Origin of the sequence: Streptomyces sp. PsTaAH-124 (assembly GCF_000373685.1) — a bacterium.
Lineage (GTDB): Bacteria > Actinomycetota > Actinomycetes > Streptomycetales > Streptomycetaceae > Streptomyces > Streptomyces andamanensis.
The window spans coordinates 14,821-38,085 of record NZ_KB892208.1; the positions used below are offsets into that span (position 1 = coordinate 14,821).

Genomic DNA, 23,265 nt, shown 5'->3' on the forward strand with positions numbered 1-23,265 from the left:
ACGGGCGTGCATCCGGCTGGAGTCGGGCCGCTCGCGGTGAGGCATCCCGGATATATGCGGCTTATGTGCTGATATGTGTGCCGAGTCGTCGGCCGGACCGAGCCGTGTCCCGTATCCGAGGAGGCGCCCATGCGTGCAGGCACCCGTGTGCGGTGGGCCGGTGCGGCGCTGGCGGGGGCGGCGCTGCTGCTGGCCGCCGGGTGCGGCAGCACGACGGGGGCCGGGGCCGGGGTGCTCAGCTCCTCCTGGGGCGACCCGCAGAACCCGCTGGAGCCCGCCAACACCAACGAGGTGCAGGGCGGCAAGGTCCTCGACATGGTCTTCCGCGGGCTGAAGCGGTACAACCCGCGCACCGGCAAGGCCGAGAACATGCTCGCCGAGCGGATCGAGACCACCGACTCGCAGAACTACACGGTCACCATCAGACCCGGCTGGACGTTCAGCGACGGCGAGCCGGTCACCGCCCGCTCCTTCGTCGACGCCTGGAACTACGGCGCGAGCCTGCGCAACAACCAGAAGAACGCGTACTTCTTCGGCTACATCGACGGCTACGACCAGGTCCACCCCGACAGCGGCGGCCAGCGCGCCGACACCCTGTCCGGGCTGAAGGTGACCGGGCCGCGGACCTTCACCGTGCGCCTCAACCAGAAGTTCTCCACCTTCCCCGACACCCTCGGCTACGCCGCCTTCGCCCCGCTGCCCCGCACCTTCTTCACCGACCACAAGGGCTGGCTCGCCAAGCCCGTCGGCAACGGCCCGTACACCATCGAGTCCTACACCAAGGGCGCGCAGATGTACCTGAAGAAGTGGGCCGCCTACCCGGGGCCCGACAAGGCGCTGAACGAGGGCGTGACGCTGCTCGTCTACACCGACAACAACACCGCGTACACCGATGTGCTGGCCGGCAACCTCGACCTGGTCGACGACATCCCCGCCAGCCAGCTCAAGAACGTCACCAAGGACCTGGACGGCCGCTACATCAACACCCCGGCCGGCATCATCCAGACCCTCGCCTTCCCCTTCTACGACAAGGCGTGGAACACCGAGGGCGCCCGCAAGGTCCGCACCGGCCTGTCCATGGCCATCGACCGCGCGCAGATCACCAAGACCCTCTTCCGCGGCACCCGCACCCCCGCCACCGACTGGACCTCACCGGTGCTCGGCACCGAAGGAGGCTTCCAGGCGGGGCTGTGCGGCCGGGCGTGCGCGTACGACCCGGCCACGGCCCGCAGGCTGGTCAAGGAGGGCGGCGGACTGCCGGGCGGCCAGGTGCGCATCACGTACAACGCGGACACGGGCTCGCACAAGGAATGGGTGGACGCCGTGTGCAACTCCATCAACAACGCGCTCGGCAACGACCGCGCGTGCGTCGGCAACCCGGTCGGCACCTTCGCCGACTTCCGCAACCAGATCTCCCAGCACCGGATGCCGGGCCCCTTCCGGGCCGGCTGGCAGATGGACTACCCGCTCATCCAGAACTTCCTCCAGCCGCTGTACTACACCGACGCCTCCTCCAACGACGGGAAGTGGTCGAACAAGCAGTTCGACCGACTCGTCGACCGGGCCAACGCGGAGAGCGGCAAGGGCGCCGCGATCAAGCTCTTCCAGCAGGCCGAGGGCGTCGTCCGGGACAACATGGCCGCCATCCCGCTCTGGTACCAGAACGGCAGCGCCGGCTACTCGGAGCGGCTGCACGACGTGGCGCTCAACCCGTTCAGCGTGCCCGTCTACAACGAGATCAAGGTCGGCTGAGCCGCCATGGGACGCTATGTCGTCAGACGCCTGCTCCAGATGATCCCCGTCTTCATCGGGGCCACCCTGCTGATCTTCCTCATGGTCAACGTGATGGGCGACCCGGTCGCCGGGCTGTGCGGCGAACGCGCCTGCGACACCGCCACGGCCGCCCAGCTCAAGCGGGAGTTCGGCCTCGACAAGCCGCTGTGGCAGCAGTACGCGACCTACATGGGCAACGTCTTCACCGGCGACTTCGGCACCGCCTTCAACGGCCAGCCCGTCACCGAACTGATGGGCGCCGCCTTCCCGGTGACGATCCGCCTGACGATCGTCGCCATCGTCTTCGAGATCGTCATCGGCATCACCCTGGGCGTGGTCACCGGGCTGCGGCGCGGCCGTCCCGTCGACACCGGCGTGCTGCTGCTCACCCTCGTCGTGATCTCCGTGCCCACCTTCGTCACCGGTCTGCTCCTGCAACTGCTGCTCGGCGTCAAGTGGGGGTGGATCCGGCCGTCCGTGCCGCCCGAGGCGTCCTTCGACGAACTGATCGTGCCCGGCCTGGTCCTGGCCTCCGTCTCGCTGGCCTACGTCACCCGGCTGACCCGCACCTCCATCGCGGAGAACCGGCGCGCCGACTATGTCCGCACCGCCGTCGCCAAGGGCCTGCCCCGCCGCCGGGTCGTCGTACGGCACCTGCTGCGCAACTCGCTGATCCCCGTGGTCACCTTCATCGGCACCGACATCGGGGCGCTGATGGGCGGCGCCATCGTCACCGAGCGCATCTTCAACATCCACGGCGTGGGCTACCAGCTCTACCAGGGCATCCTGCGGCAGAACACCCAGACCGTGGTCGGCTTCGTCACCGTCCTGGTCCTGGTCTTCCTGGTCGCCAACCTGCTCGTGGACCTGCTGTACGCCGTACTCGACCCGAGGATCCGCTATGCCTGAGCAGCCGCCGCAGCCGCAGCCGTTCGAGCCCGAGGGCGCCGTCGCGGGGACCGGCATGGGCGGCGGGATGGACCTCGCGGCGAGCGAGGCGGCCACCCTGGCACCGGGCCCGGACGGCGGCGCGGACGGCGCCGGACCGACGGAGCGGCCCCGCTCGCTGTGGTCCGACGCCTGGCGCGACCTGCGCCGCAACCCGGTCTTCCTGGTCTCCGCGCTGGTGATCTGCTTCCTGGTCGTCATCGCGGTCTGGCCCTCGCTGATCGCCCCCGGCAACCCCCTCGTCTGCGATCTGGCCAAGGCCCAGGACGGTCCCTCGGCCGGACACCCCTTCGGCTTCGACGGCCAGGGCTGCGACGTCTACACGCGCACCGTGCACGGCGCCCGCGCCTCCGTCACCGTCGGCGTCTGCGCCACCCTCGGTGTCGCCCTGCTCGGCTCGGTGCTCGGCGCCCTCGGCGGCTACTTCGGCGGTGCCTGGGACGCGGTGCTCTCCCGCGTCACCGACATCTTCTTCGCCATCCCGGTCGTGCTCGGCGGGCTGGTCCTGCTGTCCGTGGTCACCAGCAACACCGTCTGGCCGGTCGTCGGCTTCATCGTGCTGCTGGGCTGGCCGCAGATCTACCGCATCGCCCGCGGCTCCGTCATCACCGCCAAACAGCACGACTACGTGCAGGCCGCCCGCGCGCTGGGCGCCTCCGACACGCGGATCCTGCTGCGGCACATCGCGCCCAACGCCGTCGCCCCGGTGATCGTGGTCGCCACCATCGCGCTGGGCACGTACATCGCCCTGGAGGCCACCCTGTCCTACCTGGGCGTCGGCCTGAAGCCGCCCAGTGTGTCCTGGGGCATCGAGATCTCCGCCGCCTCCCCCTACGTCCGCAACGCCCCGCACGCCCTGCTGTGGCCCGCCGGTGCGCTGGCCGTGACCGTCCTGGCGTTCATCATGCTCGGCGACGCGGTCCGCGACGCCCTCGACCCGAAGCTGAGGTGACGGCCGCCGTGCTGCTCGAAGTCCGTGATCTGCACGTGGAGTTCCGCACCCGGGACGGGATCGCGCACGCCGTCAACGGGGTCAGCTACGAGGTGGACGCGGGCCGGACCCTGGCCGTGCTCGGCGAGTCCGGCTCCGGCAAGTCGGTGACCGCGCAGGCGATCATGGGCATCCTCGACATGCCGCCCGGCCGGATCACCGGCGGCGAGATCCTCTTCCAGGGCCGCGACCTGCTGAAGCTCCCGGAGGAGGAGCGGCGCGCGGTCCGCGGCGCCAGGATCGCGATGATCTTCCAGGACGCGCTGTCCTCGCTGAACCCGGTGCTCACCGTGGGCGACCAGCTCGCCGAGATGTTCACCGTGCACCGGGGCCTGTCCCGCAGGGAGGCGCGGGCCAGGGCGGTGGAGCTGATGGACCGGGTGCGCATCCCGGCCGCAGCGCAGCGCGTACGCGACTATCCGCACCAGTTCTCGGGCGGTATGCGCCAGCGCATCATGATCGCGATGGCGCTGGCCCTGGAGCCGGACCTGATCATCGCGGACGAGCCGACCACCGCGCTCGACGTGACCGTCCAGGCCCAGGTCATGGACCTGCTCGCGGAGCTGCGGCGCGAGTTCGGCATGGGCCTCATCCTGATCACCCACGATCTCGGGGTGGTGGCGGACGTCGCGGACGAGATCGCGGTGATGTACGCCGGCCGGATCGTGGAGCGGGCGCCGGTGCACGAGCTGTACAAGCGGCCCGCGCACCCGTACACGCGGGGTCTGCTGGAGTCCATCCCGCGCTTGGACCAGAAGGGCCGCGAGCTGTACGCGATCAAGGGTCTGCCGCCCAACCTCACCCGGATCCCCGCCGGTTGCGCCTTCCACCCGCGCTGCCCGATGGCCCGGGACGTGTGCCGCACCGACGTACCGCCGCTCCACGAGGCCGGTGCCCGGCGCGGGTCCGCCTGCCACTTCTGGAGGGAGTGCCTGGATGCCTGAACCGCTGCTGGAGGTCGCCGGGCTGGTCAAGCACTATCCGCTCACCCAGGGGATCCTGTTCAAGAAGCAGATCGGCGCGGTCAAGGCCGTCGACGGCGTCGACTTCGCCCTCGGCCGGGGCGAGACGCTGGGCATCGTGGGGGAGTCCGGCTGCGGCAAGTCCACCGTGGCCAAGCTGCTGTGCCAGCTGGAGCGGCCCACGGCCGGGGCGATCCGCTTCCGGGGCGAGGACATCACCAGGCTGTCCGGGCGCGCGCTGAAGGCGGTGCGCCGCAACATCCAGATGGTGTTCCAGGACCCGTACACCTCGCTGAACCCGCGGATGACGGTCGGTGACATCATCGGCGAGCCGTACGACATCCACCCCGAGGTGGCCCCGAAGGGGGACCGGCGGCGCAAGGTGCAGGAGCTGCTGGACGTCGTCGGGCTCAACCCGGAGTACATCAACCGCTATCCGCACCAGTTCTCCGGCGGTCAGCGCCAGCGCATCGGCATCGCCCGCGGCCTGGCCCTGCGCCCGGAGGTCATCGTCGCCGACGAACCGGTCTCCGCGCTGGACGTCTCCGTGCAGGCCCAGGTGATCAACCTGCTGGAACGCCTCCAGGCGGAGTTCGACCTCTCCTACGTCTTCATCGCGCACGACCTGTCCATCGTCCGGCACATCTCCGACCGGGTCGGGGTCATGTACCTGGGCCGGATCGTGGAGACCGGCACGGACGAGCAGATCTACGACCACGCGACGCATCCGTACACCCAGGCGCTGCTGTCGGCGGTCCCGGTGCCCGACCCGGAGGCCCGCGAGCGCCGCGAGCGGATCATCCTCACCGGCGACGTGCCGTCCCCGGCGGCCGTCCCCTCCGGCTGCCGCTTCCGCACCCGCTGCTTCAAGGCCCGCGAGCGCTGCGCCCTGGAGGTCCCGCTGCTCGCGGTCCCCGCCGAGTTCCGGCACACCACCGGCCCGGCCGCCCACGACTCGGCCTGCCACTTCGCGGCGGAGCGGCAGGGGGTGAGGGGGTGAGGGGTGAGAGGGGCAGGGGGTGAGCGGCGGTGGCGTTGACGCGGTGGCAACACGGCCGACCCGGGGCCGACACACGGGTGCGGGAGGCTGCCGGGGTACGGCCGTGCGGGTGCCGTGGGCGGGCCGGGTGCGCCGTCCCCTGCGGGGGAGGCGCGCCCGGCCCGCCGCCCTGCCGGGTCAGTCCAGGCCGAGCGACCGCTTGAGGAAGTCGACCTGGAGCAGCAGCAGGTTCTCCGCGACCTGTTCCTGCGGAGTCATGTGGGTGACCCCGGACAGCGGCAGCACCTCGTGCGGGCGGCCGGCGGCGAGCAGGGCGGAGGAGAGCCGCAGGGCGTGGGCGACCACCACGTTGTCGTCGGCGAGGCCGTGCACGATCATCAGCGGCCGGTGCTGTTCGGCGGGCTCGGTCAGGCCGTCGTCGGTGACGAGGGACGAGTGCGCGTACGACGCCGGGTCCGCGGCCGGGTCGCCGAGGTACCGCTCGGTGTAGTGGGTGTCGTAGAGGCGCCAGTCGGTGACCGGGGCGCCCGCGATGCCCGCGTGGAAGACGTCCGGGCGGCGCAGCACGGCCAGCGCGGAGAGGTAACCGCCGTAGGACCAGCCGCGGACGGCCACCCGGTCCAGGTCGAGCGGATGGGTCTTCGCGAGGTCCTGGAGAGCCTCGATCTGGTCGTCCAGGGTGACGGTGAAGTCGTGGTGGATCGCCTTCTCCCAGCCGGGGGAGCGGCCGGGGGTGCCGCGGCCGTCGGCGACGACCACCGCGAAGCCCTGGTCGGCGAACCACTGGGAGGTGAGGTAGGCGTTGTGCGCCGCCATCACCCGCTGCCCGTGCGGGCCGCCGTAGGGGTCGAGGAGGACGGGCAGGGGGGCGGCCGCGGCAGTGTCACGGGGGTAGTCCGTAGGCATAAGCACGGCGCACGGAATTCGGCGTGCGCCCCCCTCGGTGAGGGTCACGCGCGGGGAGATACCGGGCGTCTCGGCGTACGAGGCGATCTCGGCGACCTGTTCGCCGCCCCGCAGCACCCGGACCCGCGAGCCCGGCCGGTGCAGCTCCGCCGACACCAGCACGGTCACGTCCCCCGAGCGCACGGCCGTGTGCACGCCGGGCTCCCGGCTGACGCGCTCCACGCCCAGCTCGTTGACCCGGTAGACATGGGTCTCGCCGATCTCCGGCTCGGCGGCCTCCTCGCCCGCCGAGGCGGAGACGAGCACGTCGTCCGCGGTGACGTCGAGAACCGCACGTACGTGCAACTGAGCCCCGGTGAGCGGGCGTTCGCCGACCGCGAGCAACCGCGCGCCCCCCTCGTCCGCGATCCGCACGAGCTGCCCGGAGGGGCTCCAGCACGGCACACCGGGGAAAAGATCAAGCCAACTTGGGTCCTCGTCCGCGTGCACCATCCGGGTCGAGCCGGACTCCGGGTCGACGGCCAGGCAGACCTGGTCGCGCTGGTCCCGCGCCTGCACGAGCAGCAGCGGCGCTCCCGCCGCTGACCAGTGCACACGTGCCAGGTACGGGTAGCGGGAGCGGTCCCAGGAGATCTCCGTGCGGGACCCGTCCAGGGTGATCACGAACAACCGTACGTCAGCGTTGGGGGTGCCCGCCGCCGGGTAGCGGACCCGGGCGGGCTCCCGGCCGGGGTGGGCCGGGTCGGAGATCCACCACTGCTGCACCGGCGCGTCGTCGGCGCGCGCCACCAGCAGCCGGTCCGACTCCGGGGACCACCAGAAGCCCCGGTGGCGGCCCATCTCCTCGGCCGCGGCGAACTCCGCCAGGCCGTAGGACACCGTCTCCGACTCGGGCTCGGCGAGCGCCCGGTCGTCCTCGCCCCCGGCGCCCACCACGCGCAGCGCGCCCCCGGCGACGTAGGCGACGTGCCGTCCGTCCGGCGCGTGACGGGGGTCGATCACCGGTCCCGGAACGGTCAGTTCACGCACCGTGCCCGTGCGCAGCCCGGCGGTGAACAGCCGTCCCGACAGGGCGAAGGAGGCCAGCTCCACGGCCTTGTCGGTGGCATATCCGACGATGCCGGCGCCGCCCTCGCGGGTGCGCTCACGGCGGGCGCGTTCCTCGGGCGAGAGGTGCTCCAGGGCACCGCCGAGGAGGGCGCGGGGGTCGGCGGCCACCCGCTCCCCGGACCCGTCCAGGTCCAGGACCCGCAGCGAACTGGCGCGGTCCGTACCGGAGTCGGAGCGCAGGAAAACCACACGTGAGGCGTCGGGAGCGACAGTGAAGGCACGCGGCGCGCCGAGCGTGAACCGCTGGGTGCGCGCGTGCTGTCGGGGGAAGGAGTCAGGCTCGGTCGTCATGGCAAGACCATATTGGCCATGCGCCCCCTTGTGCGGCCGTGCGCCGACCGATGCGCGCGTGCGGATAGTTATGATCGTTAGCGCATAGTGGGTATGAACCTGCTGCCTGTTGTGTGGATTTATCTGCCCCCATAGTCCGACCCCCCGACACCCCCCGCGTCCTGGGATCTTTGGAGGTGAGCCGCCGTGGCACTCTCGATTTCGGCGGTGGTGCTGCTGGCGATCGTCGTCTTCTTGCTGATCAAGAAGTCAGGGTTGAAGGGAGGCCATGCGGTCGTGTGCGTCCTCCTGGGCTTCTACCTGGCCTCTTCGACAGTCGCTCCCACGATCAGCGAACTGACCACGAACATCGCGGGGATGATCGGCAGCCTCAAGTTCTGAGGCCGGGCCACTCTCCCCTGGCCCCGTGTTCCCCGTGTACCGGCGTGCATGCGTTCCTGTGCGCGCCGGAGGACTTCGGCCGGCGATCCGTCCGCCCGGCGTGCCGCCGTGCCGTTGTACCCCTGTGCCGTTGTGCCACTATGCCGTGACTCGGCCTGTTTCGGATGGAATTGTACCCATCTCGATTGATGCAAAGGTGCCTGGCGAAACGTATCGGCGCGGGGAGCGGGGGCTCGGGGATGACGGGGTGGGACATCAGTCCTGTGGGCGTGCAGGCGGCCCTCACGACGACCGGTGAGGCGGGTGGCGACCTGGACCGGGCGGCCACCACTCTCCTGAACGACCTGATGAGCGCGGCGAGTTCGGCGGCACCGTCGTCCCGGGCGGGCAGTTCAGCGGTCCGCTGGTCGGACCCGTGGCGCCGGGCCGGTCGCGGGTGCCGACCGGACCGGTGGCGGCGGCGCTCGCGCAGTACCTCTCCGAACGGCAGAAGAAGCTGGCGTTCATGGCCCGCCGTACCGCCGAGTCGGTCCAGGGAGCCGCCGAGGCGACCCGCGCCTATCTCCACGGGGACCTGGAGATGGCCGCCGAGGCCCAGCGCAACGCGCTGAAGCCACCGAAGATCGACATGCCGGGGACCGGCGGGAAGAACGGCGGCGGGGCGTGAGCGGGCAGGCCGCCCTGGACCCCGAGGAGATACCCGAGTTCACCGGCGACCCCGGGCAACTGGACAAGGACGTGTCGGCCATCGGCGCCGACGCGGCGTCCCTGTGGGACGTGGGCTCACGGATCGACTCCGCCTTCAACTCGCTCTCGGCGTACTACAAGGCGCCCGAGGCGGAGCAGCTGTTCGCCACCACGAAGCCGGTGGCCGCGGCGGGCGACGAACTCCGCGGCGAACTGGAGAAGATCGCGGGCGCGCTCGCCGCCTACGCGCAGGAGATACGGCCGCTGGTGGCCACGCTGGACCGGCTGCGCGGCGAGGCCCGCACCTTCCGCGCCTCGGTCGCCCACGACGACGACTGGCAGGAGGACGGCGACAAGGTCGACGAGAACAACGAACGCCGCCGCCAGGTCAACGCGGCCTGGGCCGCCTTCCAGGCCGCCGAACGCACCTGCCACGACAAGATCGTGAGGCTGGTCGGCGGCGCTCCGCTGACGGTCGACGACGGATCGCACCAGAAGGGCATGTACGGCTACCGGGCCGAGGACCTCGACCAGGCGCGGGGCCTGCCGTGGGGCGACCCGGTGGACGAGGAGACCCCCTGGTACCGGATCGACCAGCACGTCTGGAACTTCGCCAAGGGCTTCTTCGTGGACGGTGTCTGGGGCACCGTCCGGGGCCTGGGCACCCTCGTCGGCGTGGACGGCTGGGACGCGGCCGGACAGGCGTGGAAGGGCCTGGGGCAACTGCTGACGGGCGTCGCCCTCACCGTGGTCGCCCCGGCCGCCTACTGGACGGCCTCCGACGACCAGCTCCCGGCCTGGCTGCGTGACTCGCGCCGGGCGGTCAAGGAGACGGGCAAGGCCCTGCTCGCGTGGACCAGACGTACCTGCGGCCGGCGACCTACCGGGCCGCGAACGCGGCCCTCATCGAGCACCAGGCGTCCATTCCGCTCGCCCAGGCGTGGGGCGGGGGCCTGGTCGCCTCGGTCGACGGGATGCGGTTCGTCGTCCCCGTCCCCAGCGTGTACGCGCGGCCGAGCCTGAAGTACTTCGGCCGCCGGGGCGGCGCCACGTGGCTGAACATGATCAACGACCAGGCGGCGGGGCTGGGCGGGAAGGTCGTGGCCGGCACCCCGCGCGACTCCCTGTACGTGCTGGACGTCCTCTACGACCGCGACGGCGGCCGCCGTCCGGAGATGATCGTCACCGACACCGCCTCCTACAGCGACATCGTGTTCGGGCTGCTGACCCTGGCGGGGTTCGCCTACGCCCCCCAGCTCCCCGACCTGCCCGGCGGGCTGCGGCCCCTACGCGACAAGCACGCCGCCGACGACGAGTGAGCCGTGCTCGCACCGCCGCCGGGGGCGTGGGGCGGGGGTCACTTCCCGGCGGCGCGCGAGCCCTTCGCCGCGGCGGACTGCGCGCGGGCCGGGAAACCGGTCTGCGCGGTCCGGCCGCCGGGGTTCTTGGCGTCGGCGGACTGCACCCGGGAGCCCGCCTGCGGGGTCATGGACGTACGCCGGGCGCCGGTGCCGCTGCTCCTGCCGCTGCTCTTCCCCATGCCGATCGCCTCCTCGGCCCTGAGCTCGCATGGCTACGGCGAAGTGACAAGTAGCTCTCTGTAGTCGATGTGACCTTCTGCAACCTGCTGAGTGCGCGGGTCGGCCGGCCGGTCAGCAATACGGGACGCCGTCCTCGTCCTCATGGACGCCGTGCTCATGGTCGTCGTCTTCGGCGAAGGTGCCGAAGGGGCCCGGCTCGCCGTGCTGGGCGCCGAGCAGCAGCGCGCCGCCCTTGCGCCGCCAGTCGGAGGGGATCACCGCTCGCTCCCCGTCTCGGCCTGGGCGGGGATGGCGGCCCGGATGATCTCGGGGGTGGCGACGGTGGGCCGGCCGCCCGGGGTGGTGGTGTCCAGGCGCTCGTGGAGCGAGGAGAAGCCGATCTCGCGCTGGCGGAGTTCGCCGACCATGTTGACCAGGTCCTTCAGTGAGCGGCCGTAGCGGTCGAGTGTGGGCACCACCAGGGTGTCGCCGCGCTGTAGGAAGGCGTGGCAGGCCTTGAGCTCGGGGCGCAGGTCGTCCTTGCCGGACTTCTTGTCGGCGAAGATGCGCCGGCAGCCGGTGGCGGTGAGGGCGTCGATCTGGCGGTCGAGCTTCTGTCCGCCGGTGGAGACCCGGGCGTAGCCGATGAGGATCTCGGTCCGCATCGCGGGCTCGGCGGTCAGGAGTTCGAACGGGTCGGGTTCAAGTGGCACGCTCATGCCCGGAATTCTTCTTGGTGCCGTTCTGGGAACCTTCCTGGGTGTGCGGAGAGAGAAGGTGATACGGCCCGGTGCGGGCGTGAGTGAGGAGATGGGATGCGGGAGCGGATACGCGCGGGCGATCGCGAGGCGTTCGGCGAGCTCTATGAGCAGTATGCGAAGGCGGTGTACAACCATGCCTTCCGGCTGACCGGCGACTGGTCGGTGGCCGAGGACGTCATGTCGGCGACGTTCCTGGACGCCTGGCGGACGAGGGAGAAGGTCGCAGAGGAGGGGGGATCGCTGCGGCCGTGGCTGCTGGGGATCGCGACGAACAAGGCGCACAACGCCAGACGCGGTGTCCGTCGGCGTTTCGCCTTCCTGGCCCGGGTGCCCGCCCCGGAGCCGGTGGAGGACTTCGCGGACGAGGCGGCCGGGCGGATCGACGACGTCCGTCGCCTGGACGCGGTTCACCGGGCGGTACGGGGCCTGCGCCGTCAGGAGAGGGAGGTGCTGGCGCTGTGCGTGTGGTCGGGGTTGGACTACCAGCAGACCGCTGACGCGCTGGGGGTACCGGTGGGCACTGTGCGCTCACGCCTGTCGCGCGCCCGGGTCAGGCTGCGGGACCTGACCGACCGGCAACTGGCCGAAGAAAAGCGGGAACCGCGCCCGGGGCGCGGAGAGGTAGAGAGTGAGGCCGCGTTCGCAGCCCTGTCCGTCCAGGAGGGAACCCGATGAACGCCACCCCGTACCGGCCCGCACAGGCCGAGCGCGAGGAGACGGCCCGGCTGCTGCCGGTCCCGGCCGAACGGGACCTGCCGCCGGGCCGCCACCTCCACCACAAGGAACTCCTCATGCGACAGATCGACCAGGACACCACCCACACCTCCCACCAGCCAGGCGGACTGCGCCGGCGCTTGGTCGACGCGGCCGCCCCCGGCCGTCCCCGGCGCCGACTGGTCCTTGGGGCGTCGCTGGCCGCGGGGGCGATGGCTGCGGTCATCGCGGTGACCGCCGTCGGTTCCAATGCCCCGACCACGGTCCCTCAGGCGGCCAGTGCTCCGGGCGGCTCGGTCAGCGAGCGCGGGCCCGGCGGCGCGTCACCCCAGGCCGTCCAGCTGCTGACCCGCATCGCCGCCGTCGCCGCCAGCACCTCTGCCCCGCAGGTCCGTGACGACCAGTACATCTACATCGCCAGCCAGGTCTACGGCGTGAGCAAGAAGATCGGCGCCGACGGCGACGGCGCCAAGGCCCAGTACAACGACGACGGCACCGGGACCACCCACCCCCGACAGGCATGGTTCTCCGTCAACGGCAGCCGCGACGGTCTCCTCACCGAGCCCCTCAGCTCGGGCTTCCGGCCCGGTGAGGGAGGCGTCAACCTCGGCAAGAACACCGAGCCCTCCCTCCAGCTGCCCACCTACACGTACCTGGCCTCCCTGCCCACCGACCCCGACGCCCTGCTGACAGCCGTCTACGCCCAGAACACCGGCGTGGACAAGAACCTCAACCCCGACCAGGAAGCGTTCCAGACGATCGGTGACGCGCTGCGCGAGTCCCTGATGCCCCCGCAGATCGCGGCGGCACTCTACAAGGCCGCGGCCAAGATCCCCGGGGTGAACGTCGTGGACGACGCCGTGGACGCGTCCGGCCGGCACGGCGTGGCCGTCAGCCAGGACCACGGCAACCAGCGCACCGAATGGATCTTCGACAAGGACAAACTCACCTACCTCGGCGAGCGGACCGTCCTCATCAACGACGACAGCGCCGGTGGCAAAGCCGGACGCATCCTCGTCAGCACCGCCGTGACCGAACGCGCCGTCGTCGACAAGGCCGGCCAGAAGCCTTCTCCTGGTACAGCCACCTGACCTTCGACACCGGTCCCGGTGCCCGCCCGCCCAGCAAAGCGGCAGGCGGGCACCGGGACCGGTTCTTCCTCAACAGACCACAGGCCTGCCCGGGAATCGTCACGTGACGCTCCTTCCGAACTGCACAACCGACCGGCCGCAACCCGCCGGGCCGGGCGCCGTGACCCGTCATCGACGCGCAGAGAGGTCCGGGCGCAGCGCGCTGCGAAAAAACTTCAGCAGCAGCGCGAACCCGAATGCGATTCGCCCCGGACTTGTTCCGCAGCCGCCCCATGTCCTCTTCAAGCAGCGTCCAGACGGAGATCAGCTCCTCCGGCTCCCACTCCTGCCGCACGACCAGGGCCCTTCCCTTCTGCATCGACCAATCCGACGTGATCAAGATGCCGACGACCGACCGGGCCGGGACGGGAACACCGAAACCCGGGACAACACGCCGTCACATCGGCTACAGAGAGCTACTTGTCAACCCGGGACACCGGAACCCGGGACACCGGAACCCGGGACACCGGAACCCGGGACACCGGAACCCGGGACACCGGAACCCGGGACACCGTGCTCCGGTGCGGCCGGTGGCTGACAGACAAAGGACGTGCGGGGGAAAGGAATTCCGCCGAACCCCGCCTCGCCGTAGGCTGCCCGCCGCGTCCGCGCACGACCCCGGGTGCGCTCACCCGGGCGGGTGAACATCCCCGGATCGGCTGGATTTCGGAGCCCCACGCGGCTCTACGCTCAGCGCGACACAACCGCAGACATGAGACGGCCCCCGCCGGGACGGCAATCCCAGTGCGAGGGCCTGACCACCGAGGAAGAATCGAGCTTCCCGTGGGTATCCAGAACCCTAGCGTGCGCCCGCACGCCCCGTCCCGCACTGCGGGCGACAAGCACCCGAACCGGCGTCGTCCCCGCACCGGCGGCGGCCTGGTGCACGACAACACCCGCCACACCACCCGCTTCACGGTGATCGGCAACCACCTCGCCCAGCACAGCGAGCTGTCCCTGCTCGCGATCGGGCTCGGCGTGCACCTCCAGTCGCTGCCCCGGGGCGCCCGCGCCGACATCAAGAGCCTCGCCGCCCGTTTCCCCGAGGGGACGACCCGGATCGCCGCCGCGCTGCGCGAGCTGGAGGCGCACGGATATCTGCGCCGCGTCCGCGAACGCGTCCCCGGCGGCCGTATCGTCACCCGCACGGTCTCCTGCAACCAGCCCGCTGCGGCGGCGACCGCCACAGGCACAGGCACAGGCACAGCCGTTGCCGCGGCCGCCCCACCCGAGCCCAGGCCCGAGCCCGAGCCCATGCCCGAGCCACAGCAACGCGCCCCCCACAAGCCCCTCCCCGCCGTCCCGCGCCCCGCGTACCCCGCACCCCCGCTCCTCCAAGCCGCCGCCGACCTCCTCGCGGGCCTCCGCCGCCACGACCCCCGCCTGCTCCTCTCCGCCCGCGACACCGCCCATCTGGCCCCGGGCGTCGCCGCCTGGCTGGAGCGTGACGTCACGGCGGCCGCCGTACGCCACGCCCTGACCACCGGTCTGCCGGCCGAGGGACTGCGAAGGCCCGCCGCCCTCCTGGCGCACCGGCTGTCCGCCCAGCTGCCGCCCCCGCCGCCGTTTCGTCCCCCGGCCGCCCCGCCGCCGCCCGTACGCCTCCCGCTCCGGACCTGCGACGGCTGCGAACGGGCCTTCCGCGCCCCGGCCCCGGGCCGCTGCCGCGACTGCCGCACCGACCAGGAGAGGGCCGCCTAGCATGAACACCGTCGTTCCCGACAACGCGCGGCACGGTTCCTCCCACGTCTACCGGGCCATGCGCGACCTCGTGCGCGCCATGGACGGCACCGTCCCGGGAAAATTCGAGATCACCGAGAACGGAGTCGCCCACGACGTCACGGCGCCGATCGGTCCGCACGAACTGACCGCCGTGCACCTGCGCAGACGCCTCGAAAAGCTCATGCCGGACGAGATCGTGGCGCACACCGGGGAACCCGACGTCGAGGACGAGTCCCGGGGCATCATGCGCCGCCCGGACGTCATGGTGATCGCCCTGGAGGACATGGACGTCCCGGGCTCCTTCGATCCCCGTACGGTGATCGCCGCCATCGAGATCGTCTCCCGTTCCAACCCGGAGAACGACTGGATCGGCAAGATGCGCGACTATCCCCTCCTCGGCATCCCCGTCTACGCCGTCTTCGATCCGCGTACCGGCACGGGTGCCGTGCTCACCGACATCCCCCCGACTCCCGACGGCCCCCGCTACGCCACCCGCAAGGACTTCGTCTACGGCGAGGAGGTCACCATCGGAGACTGGACCATCCTCACCGAGGGCCTGCCCCGCTACCAGGACGGCGGGGCGCAGGGCCCGGCCTCGTAGGGTGGGGGTATGACGGAACTGCCCGACCGGCGTCTGCTGCTGGTGCACGCGCATCCCGACGACGAGTCGATCAACAACGGCGCGACCATGGCCCGCTACGCGGCCGAGGGTGCGCTGGTGACGCTCGTGACCTGCACGCTGGGGGAGCGGGGTGAGGTCATCCCGCCGGAGCTGGGGCATCTGACCGGGGCCGCGCTCGGGGCGTACCGCAGGCGGGAGCTGGCCGCCGCGATGGGCGAGCTGGGGGTCGCGGACTTCCGGCTGCTGGGCGGCGCCGGGCGCTACCAGGACTCCGGGATGATGGGCCTCCCCGACAACGACGACCCGGACTGCTTCTGGCAGGCCGGACTCGACGCGGCGGCGGCCCACCTCGTCGCCGTGATCCGCGAGGTGCGCCCGCAGGTCCTCGTCACCTACGACGACAACGGCGGCTACGGCCACCCCGACCACATCCAGGCCCACCGCGTCGCCCTGCGCGCCCGCGACCTCGCCGCCGACCCCGCCGTGCGCCCCGACCTGGGCGCGCCCTGGGAGATCGGCAGGACGTACTGGAACCGGGTGCCGCGCTCCGTCGCCGAGGCCGCCTTCGCGCGGCTGGAGGGGGAGCTGCCCGGCCTGCCGTTCGAGAAGGCGGCGGGCATCGACGACGTCCCCGGTGTCGTCGACGACGAGCGGATCACCGTACGGATCGAGGGCGGTCCCGAGCACGCCGCCGCCAAGGCCGCCGCGATGCGCGCCCACGCCACCCAGATCGAGGTGGCCGAGCCGTACTTCGCGCTCTCCAACCAGCTCGCCCAGCCCCTGTTCACCACCGAGTACTACGAGCTGGTGCGCGGGGACGGGGAAGGGGAAGGGGCCGGTGCGGACGCCGAGGGCGCCTCGACCGACCTGTTCGCCGGGATCGGCATCGGCGAAGAAGACGCAGAAGAGGCGGGGGCGCGATGAGTACGTCCGGACGCGGGACCGCGCGCAGCGGGAGCGGCGGAGGCGGTGGGGGCGGCGCCGCCGGCGGGTCGATGCTGGCGCAGCCCCTCCGGCCGCCGTCCGCCGGGCGGGCCGCCGCCTACCTCGTGCTGTTCGTGCTCGGCGCGGTGGTCGGCATCGCCGGGTCGCTGGTGCAGTCGGCCTGGTTCCCGGGCGGGCTGCTGCTCGCCCTCGCCGGTGCGGCCGGGCTCTTCCTGGGCGGGGCGCGAGCGCTGCGCGGCCGGGGCGGTGCCGTCGCGGGCGTGGTCGGCTGGCTGGTCGCCGTCGTGCTGCTCACCACCAGCCGCCCGGAGGGCGACTTCTTCTTCGCGGCGGGCGGCGGCTCCTATCTCTTCCTGCTCGGCGGCATGGCCGTGGCTGTGATCTGTGCCACCTGGGGCGCCGGTCGGGCAACCGGACGGCCGTGACGCCCGACTTGGCGAGTGACGTACCACTTCTTCCCGACGTCCCGGTGTGGGTCCGGTGGGGGTTTCCCCGGCGGTCCCGGGATGAGGGCGGGACGTGGCCAGTATGGTGGTGCGCGCCGCCGAGCCTCCCCCAAACGCTCGACTCCGCTCGCGCAGGGGGGACCCCCACGCGAAGTGAGGTCGTGTCGGGCGGCGGAGCCAACCGGGAGAACCTGCCTTGAGCCGTGAAACTGACACTCCGTCCTCCGGGCCCAACGGGCGCGGGGGTACCGCCTACCCCTCGGGGACCCCGCCGTACGGTGTGCCGGCGGTCTCCGACGACGGTGCGGACGCGGGCCGTTCGGCCGCGCAGCCGGAGGAACGCAAGACCGAGACCACGCTGACGACCCGGATCCGGATCAACATCCCCGGCTCCCGGCCGATTCCGCCGGTCGTCGTGCGCAAGCCCGTCGCCGAAGGCGACGCCGACACGGCCGGGACGCGGACCGAGGGCGCGGACGGCCGGACGGCCGCCGAAGGGTCCCGGCCGGGCGGCGGCAGCGTCCCGGCGGCCGGTCCCGCCGGTCCTGCCGGTTCCACCGGTCCCTCCGGAGACACCGGCGACCTGCGGTCCCCGGGCGGCGGCGCCGCGAACTCCGGTGCCGAGAACGCCGCGTCCGGCGCGTCCGGCGCGTCCGGTGAGGACAAGCCGACCAGCGACTGGTTCGCGCCCCGCAAGTCCTCTGCGGCCAAGGGCGGTCAGGGCGGCGGCGGTACCAACGGCGCGGGCCTGCCGGGCGGTTCGGACGCGGGCGGCTCCGCGAGCGGTACGGCCCCGGGCGGACCCGGTGGCGCCGCGCCCGGCTCGGACGTCCCCGGCGGCACGTCGTCGGGCGGCGGCGGACGCCCCGGCGGTGTGGTCGGCTCCATGCGGGCCCCCACCGGCTCCTCCCGTTCCGCTGGCGGCTCCGGGCTGCCCGGTGCCACCGGCGGCCCGGTCGCCCCGGGCCACGGCGGCGGCACGGGGTCCTTCGACGTCACCGAGGCGCTGGCCGCAGGACCGCTGTCCGGCGGTTCGCGGCCCGGTGGCCCCGGCTCCGGTTCCGGCGGCGGCGAGCCCCGCCGGGACGACCTGCCCTACTTCACCGGCAACGGCCAGGGCGCACCCGCCGACTACCCGGCCCAGGGCGGCCACGGCGTCCAGGGCGGCCAGGGCGCACCCGGTGGTCCCAGTGGTCCCGGCGGCCCCGGTGGTCCCGGCGGCTTCGACGGCGCGGGTGTCCCCGGCGGCCTCGGCGGACCGGGTGGCTCGCCGGGTCCCGCCGGACCGACCAGCGGCCCGATGACCGGCGACGCGTCCCTGCTGCCGCACGGCGGCGTACCGGGCGCGCCCCGCGCGGGCACCGGCGGCGCACCCGGTACGTCCGGCGTACCCGGTGCTCCCGGCATGCCCGGCGCTCCCGGCGCGCTCTCCGCGCACCCGGGCGCGGGCACCTCCCTCCCCGGCGGCGGGCTGAGCGACGACACCGCGATCCTCACCCCGCAGAACTTCACCCCGGAGCCGGGCGCCCCGGGCCACGGCCCGCGGCCGGACAACGTCTCCGGGCACACCGTCACCAGCGGCATGCCGGTGATCTCCCCCGACGGCGCGGGCGGCCCCCGTACGGACCCGGCCGCCCCGGCGCCCGAGCCGGAGCAGCGCAGCGCCCCGCCCGCCGGGAAGTCCGCCAAGGCCGCCAAGCCCAAGAAGAAGGGCCGCAGCAAGATCACGCTGCTCGGCGGTCTGGTGGTCGTGGCCGCCGGTGTCGCCTACGGTGCCGGACTGCTGATGAACCACTCCGAGGTGCCCAAGGGCACCACCGTGCTCGGCGTCGACGTCGGCGGCGGCAGCCGCGACGACGCCGTCAAGAAGCTCGACGACGCCTTCGGCAAGCGGGAGAAGCAGCCGCTGAAGCTGAGCGTCGACGGCAGGACGGTCAGCCTCAGGCCCGACCAGGCCGGGCTCCAGCTCGACACCCAGGCGACGGCGAGCGCCGCGGCGCAGAGCGACTACAACCCGGTCTCCGTGATCGGCTCCCTGTTCGGCAACCACCGGGTGGTCGAGCCGCAGATGCCCGTCGACGAGGAGAAGCTCCAGGCCGCCCTCCAGAACGCGGCGGGCGGCGCGGGCTCCGCCACCGACGGCTCCATCCGCTTCGAATCGGGCAAGGCCGTCGCCGTGTACGGCAAGGCGGGCAAGGGCATCGACGCCGCCCGCTCCGTGCAGGCCGTCGAGCAGGCGTACCGCGCCCAGGTGGAGACGGGCGGCAGCGCGCCCGTCCAGGTCCCGACCACCGTCCGGCAGCCGACCGTCTCCAACGCCGAGGTCGACCGGATGATGAAGGCGTTCGCCGAGCCGGCGATGTCGGCCAAGGTGACCGTGAGCGCGGGACCGGGGCACGCGCTCCTGATGAGCCCGGAGAAGTCCCTCTGGAAGTTCCTCGGGGTCAAGGCGGTCGACGGCAAGCTGGTCGAGTACTACGACCAGGCGAAGCTGAAGGACCTCTACGGCGGCATCTTCGACGGAGTGCTGATCACCCGCGGCAACGGGCAGAAGACCCCCGTCACCGTCACGGACGTGATCTCCGCGCTGCGTCCGGCGCTGGTCAGCAAGACCGACCGCGTCGGGGTCATCGACACCAACCCGAACTAGCCGCACCCGAACCAGCCGCACCCGAGCCGGTCGACACCGGCCGGCCGACACCCGAACCGGCCGACAGGGGCCCCGGACCGCGCCGCCCGCGCGCGTTCCGGGGCCCCTCGCCATGTCACCCCCGGCACATGACATCTGTCATCCCGCGCCCAGGACCGCCGACACTGCCGCGCGGCCCCCGCCTCCGGCCACCATGGAGGCATGACGACGACAGCGGAGACCACCACCGCGCACGCGACCGCGGTGGTGGCGTTCGACCAGGTGACCAAGAGCTACGGGACCGTACGGGCCGTGGACGGGCTGAGCCTCGCCCTGTACCCGGGGGAGACCGTGGCCCTGCTCGGCCCGAACGGGGCGGGCAAGTCGACCACCCTCGATCTGCTGCTCGGGCTCAAGCAGCCCGACAGCGGCTCCCTGTCCGTCTTCGGGACCGGCCCGCGCGAGGCGATCGTCGCCGGGCGCGTCGGCGCCATGCTCCAGAGCGGCGGGCTGATGGACGAGGTCACCGTCGCCGAGCTGGTCAAGCTCGCCTGCGGCCTGCACCCCCGGCCGTACAGGCCGGCCGACGTGCTGGCCCGCGCCGGGGTCACGCAGATCGCCGACCGCAAGGTCAACAAACTCTCCGGCGGCCAGGAGCAGCGGGTGCGCTTCGCCCTCGCCACGGCCGGTGACAGCGACCTGATCGTCCTGGACGAGCCGACGACCGGCATGGACGTCTCCGCCCGGCAGGCGTTCTGGGCCACCATGCGCGAGCAGGCCGACCAGGGCCGTACGGTCCTGTTCGCCACGCACTACCTGGAGGAGGCCGACGCCATCGCCGACCGGGTGCTCGTGCTGCACCGGGGCCGGCTGCTGGCCGACGGCACCGCCGCCGAGATCAAGGCCAAGGCGGGTGCCCGCCGGATCGCCTTCGACCTGGAGGGTGTGATCGACGAGGCGGCGCTGCACGGCCTGCCCTTCCTCACCTCGCTGACCGTGTCGGGGCAGACCGTGCGCGCCCAGTCCACCGACGCCGACGCGACCGTCCACGCCCTGTACGGGCTCGGCGTCTACCCCCGCAATCTCGAAGTCGCCGGGCTCGGTCTCGAGCAGGCGTTCGTCGCCATCACCGAGGCCGAGGAGGCCAAGCAGTCGTGCTGAACACCTTTGCTTCGCGGGGCCTGATCAAGCTGGAGCTCGCCCGCGCCCTGCGCAACCGCAAGTTCCTCTTCTTCTCCGTGCTCTACCCCTCGATCCTGTTCCTGATCATCGCGGGGCAGGCCGACGGCACGACGAAGGTCGACGGCACCGGGCTGACCCTGCCGACGTACATGATGGTCTCCATGGCCTCCTTCGGCGCGCTGACCGCCGTGCTCATGGGCAACAGCGAGCGGATCGCCAAGGAGCGCGAGAGCGGCTGGGTGCGGCAGCTGCGGCTGACCACGCTGCCGGGGCGCGGCTACGTCTTCGCGAAGACCGCCAGCGCGGCCGTGGTCAGCCTGCCGTCCATCGTGGTCGTCTTCGTGGTCGCCGCCGTCGTCAAGCAGGTCCGCCTGGACGCCTGGCAGTGGCTCGCCCTGACCGGCGCGATCTGGGCCGGCAGCCTGGTCTTCGCGGCGCTCGGCGTCGCCCTCGGCTACCTCGCCACCGGCGACGCGGTCCGCCCCATCACCATGATCGTCTACTTCGGCCTCTCCCTGCTGGGCGGCCTGTGGATGCCCGCGACCACCTTCCCGCAATGGCTCCAGGACATCGCCAGGTGGCTGCCCACGCACGCGTACGCTGCTCTGGGGCAGGCCATCGAACAGAGCCAGGCCCCGCACGCCAAGGACATCGCCGTCCTGGTCGTCTTCTTCGCCCTGTTCGCGGGCGGCGCGGCCTGGCTGTACCGGAAGGACACGCTGAAGGCGTGAGCACCATGACGGACGACCGCACCCAGGGGGCCCGCGAGGACCGGCTGCTGCGCATGGGCGAGCCGCCGCGCACCCTGGGGGAGGCGTGGCGCAAGCTGGTGTGGATCCTGCCCTGGCTGGTCTTCCTCAGCTCGCCGGTGCACGACCTGGCCGCCGGTGCCCACCAGCCGGCGGCCACCGCGGCCGGCTGGGCCGGGCTCGCCGCCTTCACCGGGATCTATCTGGCGCTGGTCTTCCGGAACATGGGCCGCCCCTTCTCCGAACCGGTCGTCGCCTGCATGGTCGGCGTCCTGGGCGTCCTCGCCGTCGTCCTGACGCTGACCCTCGGCGGGGCCTGGATCGGCCTGTTCGTGTACGTCTCGGTGGTCTGCGGCACGACGTTCCCGCTGCGTGTGGCCTACGCGGCCATTCCGGCGACCACCGTGGCGATGGTGCTCGTCGGCCAGGTCGTCGGCGCGGAGGCGATGTGGACGCTGGTCCTGCTGGTGCTGCTCGTCGGGTTCGCCATGACGGGCGTACGGCAACTGGTGCGCACCACGGTCGAGCTGCGCCAGGCCCGTGCCACCGTCGCCCAGCTCGCCGCCAACGAGGAGCGGCTGCGCCTCGCCCGCGACCTGCACGACCTGCTCGGCCACTCGCTCTCCCTGATCACGCTGAAGAGCGAGCTGGCCGGGCGGATGCTGCCCGGCCAGCCGGACAAGGCCGCCCAGCAGGTCGCCGACATCGAGCAGGTCAGCCGACAGGCCCTGGTCGACGTGCGCGAGGCCGTCACCGGCTACCGGCGCCCGCGCCTGGCCGCCGAGCTGGCCGGTGCCCGGGTCGCCCTGACCGCGGCCGGGGTGAGCTGCGAACTGCCCGCCGAGCCCGCCCTCGACGGCGTCCCCGAGGAGAGCGAGTCCGCGCTCGCCTGGGCGCTGCGCGAGGCCGTCACCAACGTCGTACGGCACAGCGGTGCCCGGCGCTGCGCGGTCGAGGTGGTGCGCCGCCAGACCCTGGACGGGCCGTTGCTCGAACTGACCGTGGAGGACGACGGCACGGGCGGCTCCGGCAGCGGTCCCGGGAACGGCCTGACCGGCCTCGTCGAACGCCTGGAGAAGGCGGGCGGCATGCTGGAGGCGGGCCGTCTCAAGCGCGGATTCCGGCTGGTCGCCCGGGTGCCGGCCGCCGCCGGGGGGAACGTAGGATCCCGGGCATGAGCCGCACGATCAAGGTCCTCCTCGCCGAGGACCAGTCGATGGTCCGCGAGGCGCTGGCCGCCCTGCTCGGCCTGGAGGACGACATCGAGGTCGTCGCGCAGGTGGCCCGCGGCGACGAGGTCGTGGCCGCCGCGCACGCCCACGGGATCGACGTGGCCCTGCTCGACATCGAGATGCCCGGCTGCACCGGCATCGAGGCCGCCGCCCGGCTCCACCGGGAGCTGCCGGACGTCAGGCTGGTGGTGCTCACCACCTTCGGCCGCCCCGGCTATCTGCGCAGCGCCATGGAGGCGGGCGCCGACGCCTTCCTCGTCAAGGACGCCCCGGCCGCCCAGCTCGCCGCGGCCGTGCGCAAGGTGCTGGCCGGGGAGCGGGTCATCGACCCCACGCTGGCCGCCGCCGCCCTCGCCGAGGGGGCCAACCCGCTCACCGACCGCGAGCGCGAGGTGCTGCGCGCCGCCGCCGACGGCTCCACCAACGCCGAGCTGGCCGCCGCCCTGCACCTGTCCCAGGGCACCGTCCGCAACTACCTCTCCACGGCCATCCAGAAGCTCGCCGTCCGCAACAGGACGGAAGCGGTCCGCATCGCCCGGGAGAAGGGCTGGCTGTAGCGCCGCG

General features: G+C 72.5%; 21 protein-coding genes and 3 pseudogenes. 20 read left to right on the top strand and 4 right to left on the bottom strand.

The features are described from left to right. Positions 1-129: 129 nt before the first annotated feature. The 5 genes from B086_RS0135600 to B086_RS0135620 are packed head-to-tail and all read left to right on the top strand — an operon-like array spanning position 130 to position 5,674. Positions 130-1,752, top strand: coding sequence for a peptide ABC transporter substrate-binding protein (locus B086_RS0135600; protein ID WP_018571217.1), 1,623 nt, complete (start codon positions 130-132; stop codon positions 1,750-1,752). Positions 1,753-1,758: 6 nt separating this feature from the next. Beyond that, the gene (locus tag B086_RS0135605) at positions 1,759-2,682 is read left to right on the top strand and encodes an ABC transporter permease (RefSeq protein WP_018571218.1); all 924 of its coding nucleotides are present in this window, start codon (positions 1,759-1,761) and stop codon (positions 2,680-2,682) included. After that, positions 2,675-3,673 (top strand): ABC transporter permease, encoded by a 999-nt coding sequence (locus tag B086_RS0135610; protein WP_018571219.1) that lies wholly within the window; start codon positions 2,675-2,677, stop codon positions 3,671-3,673. Before B086_RS0135605 ends, B086_RS0135610 begins: the two co-directional genes overlap by 8 nt. 8 nt (positions 3,674-3,681) lie before the next feature. Beyond that, the gene (locus B086_RS0135615; RefSeq protein WP_026253119.1) at positions 3,682-4,656 is read left to right on the top strand and encodes an ABC transporter ATP-binding protein; all 975 of its coding nucleotides are present in this window, start codon (positions 3,682-3,684) and stop codon (positions 4,654-4,656) included. Further along, on the top strand, positions 4,649-5,674 hold the full coding sequence (locus B086_RS0135620) for an ABC transporter ATP-binding protein (protein WP_018571221.1): 1,026 nt from the start codon (positions 4,649-4,651) through the stop codon (positions 5,672-5,674). Before B086_RS0135615 ends, B086_RS0135620 begins: the two co-directional genes overlap by 8 nt. Before the next feature lie 177 nt (positions 5,675-5,851). On the opposite strand, the gene B086_RS0135625 is transcribed toward B086_RS0135620, so the two are convergent. Beyond that, on the bottom strand, positions 5,852-7,981 hold the full coding sequence (locus B086_RS0135625; protein ID WP_018571222.1) for a S9 family peptidase: 2,130 nt from the start codon (positions 7,979-7,981) through the stop codon (positions 5,852-5,854). A gap of 186 nt (positions 7,982-8,167) precedes the next feature. On the opposite strand from B086_RS0135625, the gene B086_RS0135630 reads away from it, so the two are divergent. The 4 genes and pseudogenes from B086_RS0135630 to B086_RS43445 form a co-directional block, all read left to right on the top strand. After that, positions 8,168-8,362: a hypothetical protein gene (locus tag B086_RS0135630; RefSeq protein WP_018571223.1), complete on the top strand. Its 195-nt coding sequence runs from the start codon at positions 8,168-8,170 to the stop codon at positions 8,360-8,362. A gap of 239 nt (positions 8,363-8,601) precedes the next feature. Beyond that, positions 8,602-8,676 (top strand): annotated as a pseudogene (locus B086_RS46020) (DUF6507 family protein); the annotation flags it as partial. Positions 8,677-8,798: 122 nt separating this feature from the next. Next, the gene (locus B086_RS46025) at positions 8,799-9,029 is read left to right on the top strand and encodes a DUF6507 family protein (RefSeq protein ID WP_267880903.1); all 231 of its coding nucleotides are present in this window, start codon (positions 8,799-8,801) and stop codon (positions 9,027-9,029) included. A gap of 871 nt (positions 9,030-9,900) precedes the next feature. Further along, positions 9,901-10,317: pseudogene (locus B086_RS43445) on the top strand (Tn3 family transposase); the annotation flags it as partial. Between the two features lie 89 nt (positions 10,318-10,406). On the opposite strand, the gene B086_RS0135650 reads toward B086_RS43445, so the two are convergent. From B086_RS0135650 to B086_RS0135660, 3 genes are all read right to left on the bottom strand, one after another. Next, on the bottom strand, positions 10,407-10,589 hold the full coding sequence (locus B086_RS0135650) for a hypothetical protein (RefSeq protein WP_018571226.1): 183 nt from the start codon (positions 10,587-10,589) through the stop codon (positions 10,407-10,409). 112 nt (positions 10,590-10,701) lie between these two features. Beyond that, on the bottom strand, positions 10,702-10,848 hold the full coding sequence (locus B086_RS45200; RefSeq protein WP_003952955.1) for a hypothetical protein: 147 nt from the start codon (positions 10,846-10,848) through the stop codon (positions 10,702-10,704). Next, a complete protein-coding gene (locus B086_RS0135660; protein ID WP_018571227.1) occupies positions 10,845-11,288 on the bottom strand; it encodes a recombinase family protein in 444 nt (147 codons plus the stop codon). The genes B086_RS45200 and B086_RS0135660 overlap by 4 nt, the downstream gene beginning before the upstream one ends. 96 nt (positions 11,289-11,384) lie before the next feature. Here B086_RS0135660 and B086_RS0135665 point away from each other — a divergent pair, with 96 nt between their 5' ends. From B086_RS0135665 to B086_RS0135715, 11 genes and pseudogenes are all read left to right on the top strand, one after another. Next, on the top strand, positions 11,385-12,005 hold the full coding sequence (locus B086_RS0135665) for an RNA polymerase sigma factor (protein WP_018571228.1): 621 nt from the start codon (positions 11,385-11,387) through the stop codon (positions 12,003-12,005). Beyond that, positions 12,002-13,135, top strand: a complete 1,134-nt coding sequence (locus tag B086_RS0135670; protein WP_018571229.1) for a CU044_5270 family protein — start codon at positions 12,002-12,004, stop codon at positions 13,133-13,135. The genes B086_RS0135665 and B086_RS0135670 overlap by 4 nt, the downstream gene beginning before the upstream one ends. An 843-nt stretch (positions 13,136-13,978) precedes the next feature. Then, positions 13,979-14,875 (top strand): hypothetical protein, encoded by an 897-nt coding sequence (locus B086_RS0135675; protein WP_018571231.1) that lies wholly within the window; start codon positions 13,979-13,981, stop codon positions 14,873-14,875. A gap of 1 nt (position 14,876) precedes the next feature. Further along, a complete protein-coding gene (locus B086_RS41590; protein ID WP_018571232.1) occupies positions 14,877-15,497 on the top strand; it encodes a Uma2 family endonuclease in 621 nt (206 codons plus the stop codon). A gap of 9 nt (positions 15,498-15,506) precedes the next feature. Next, positions 15,507-16,442 (top strand): N-acetyl-1-D-myo-inositol-2-amino-2-deoxy-alpha-D-glucopyranoside deacetylase, encoded by a 936-nt coding sequence (gene mshB / locus B086_RS0135685; protein ID WP_018571233.1) that lies wholly within the window; start codon positions 15,507-15,509, stop codon positions 16,440-16,442. After that, positions 16,439-16,907 (top strand): annotated as a pseudogene (locus B086_RS41595) (DUF6113 family protein). Before mshB ends, B086_RS41595 begins: the two are co-directional and overlap by 4 nt. 198 nt (positions 16,908-17,105) lie before the next feature. Next, the gene (locus tag B086_RS43465) at positions 17,106-19,559 is read left to right on the top strand and encodes a hypothetical protein (protein WP_026253121.1); all 2,454 of its coding nucleotides are present in this window, start codon (positions 17,106-17,108) and stop codon (positions 19,557-19,559) included. 201 nt (positions 19,560-19,760) lie between these two features. After that, positions 19,761-20,699 carry an ABC transporter ATP-binding protein gene (locus B086_RS0135700; protein WP_018571236.1) on the top strand — a complete coding sequence of 313 codons (939 nt, stop codon included), beginning with the start codon at positions 19,761-19,763 and terminating at the stop codon, positions 20,697-20,699. Continuing rightward, complete coding sequence (locus tag B086_RS0135705) at positions 20,693-21,451, top strand: ABC transporter permease (protein WP_018571237.1); 759 nt, start codon at positions 20,693-20,695, stop codon at positions 21,449-21,451. Before B086_RS0135700 ends, B086_RS0135705 begins: the two co-directional genes overlap by 7 nt. A gap of 5 nt (positions 21,452-21,456) precedes the next feature. Further along, positions 21,457-22,647, top strand: a complete 1,191-nt coding sequence (locus B086_RS0135710) for a sensor histidine kinase (protein WP_037874567.1) — start codon at positions 21,457-21,459, stop codon at positions 22,645-22,647. Then, positions 22,644-23,258 carry a response regulator transcription factor gene (locus B086_RS0135715; RefSeq protein ID WP_018571239.1) on the top strand — a complete coding sequence of 205 codons (615 nt, stop codon included), beginning with the start codon at positions 22,644-22,646 and terminating at the stop codon, positions 23,256-23,258. Before B086_RS0135710 ends, B086_RS0135715 begins: the two co-directional genes overlap by 4 nt. Positions 23,259-23,265: the final 7 nt, after the last annotated feature.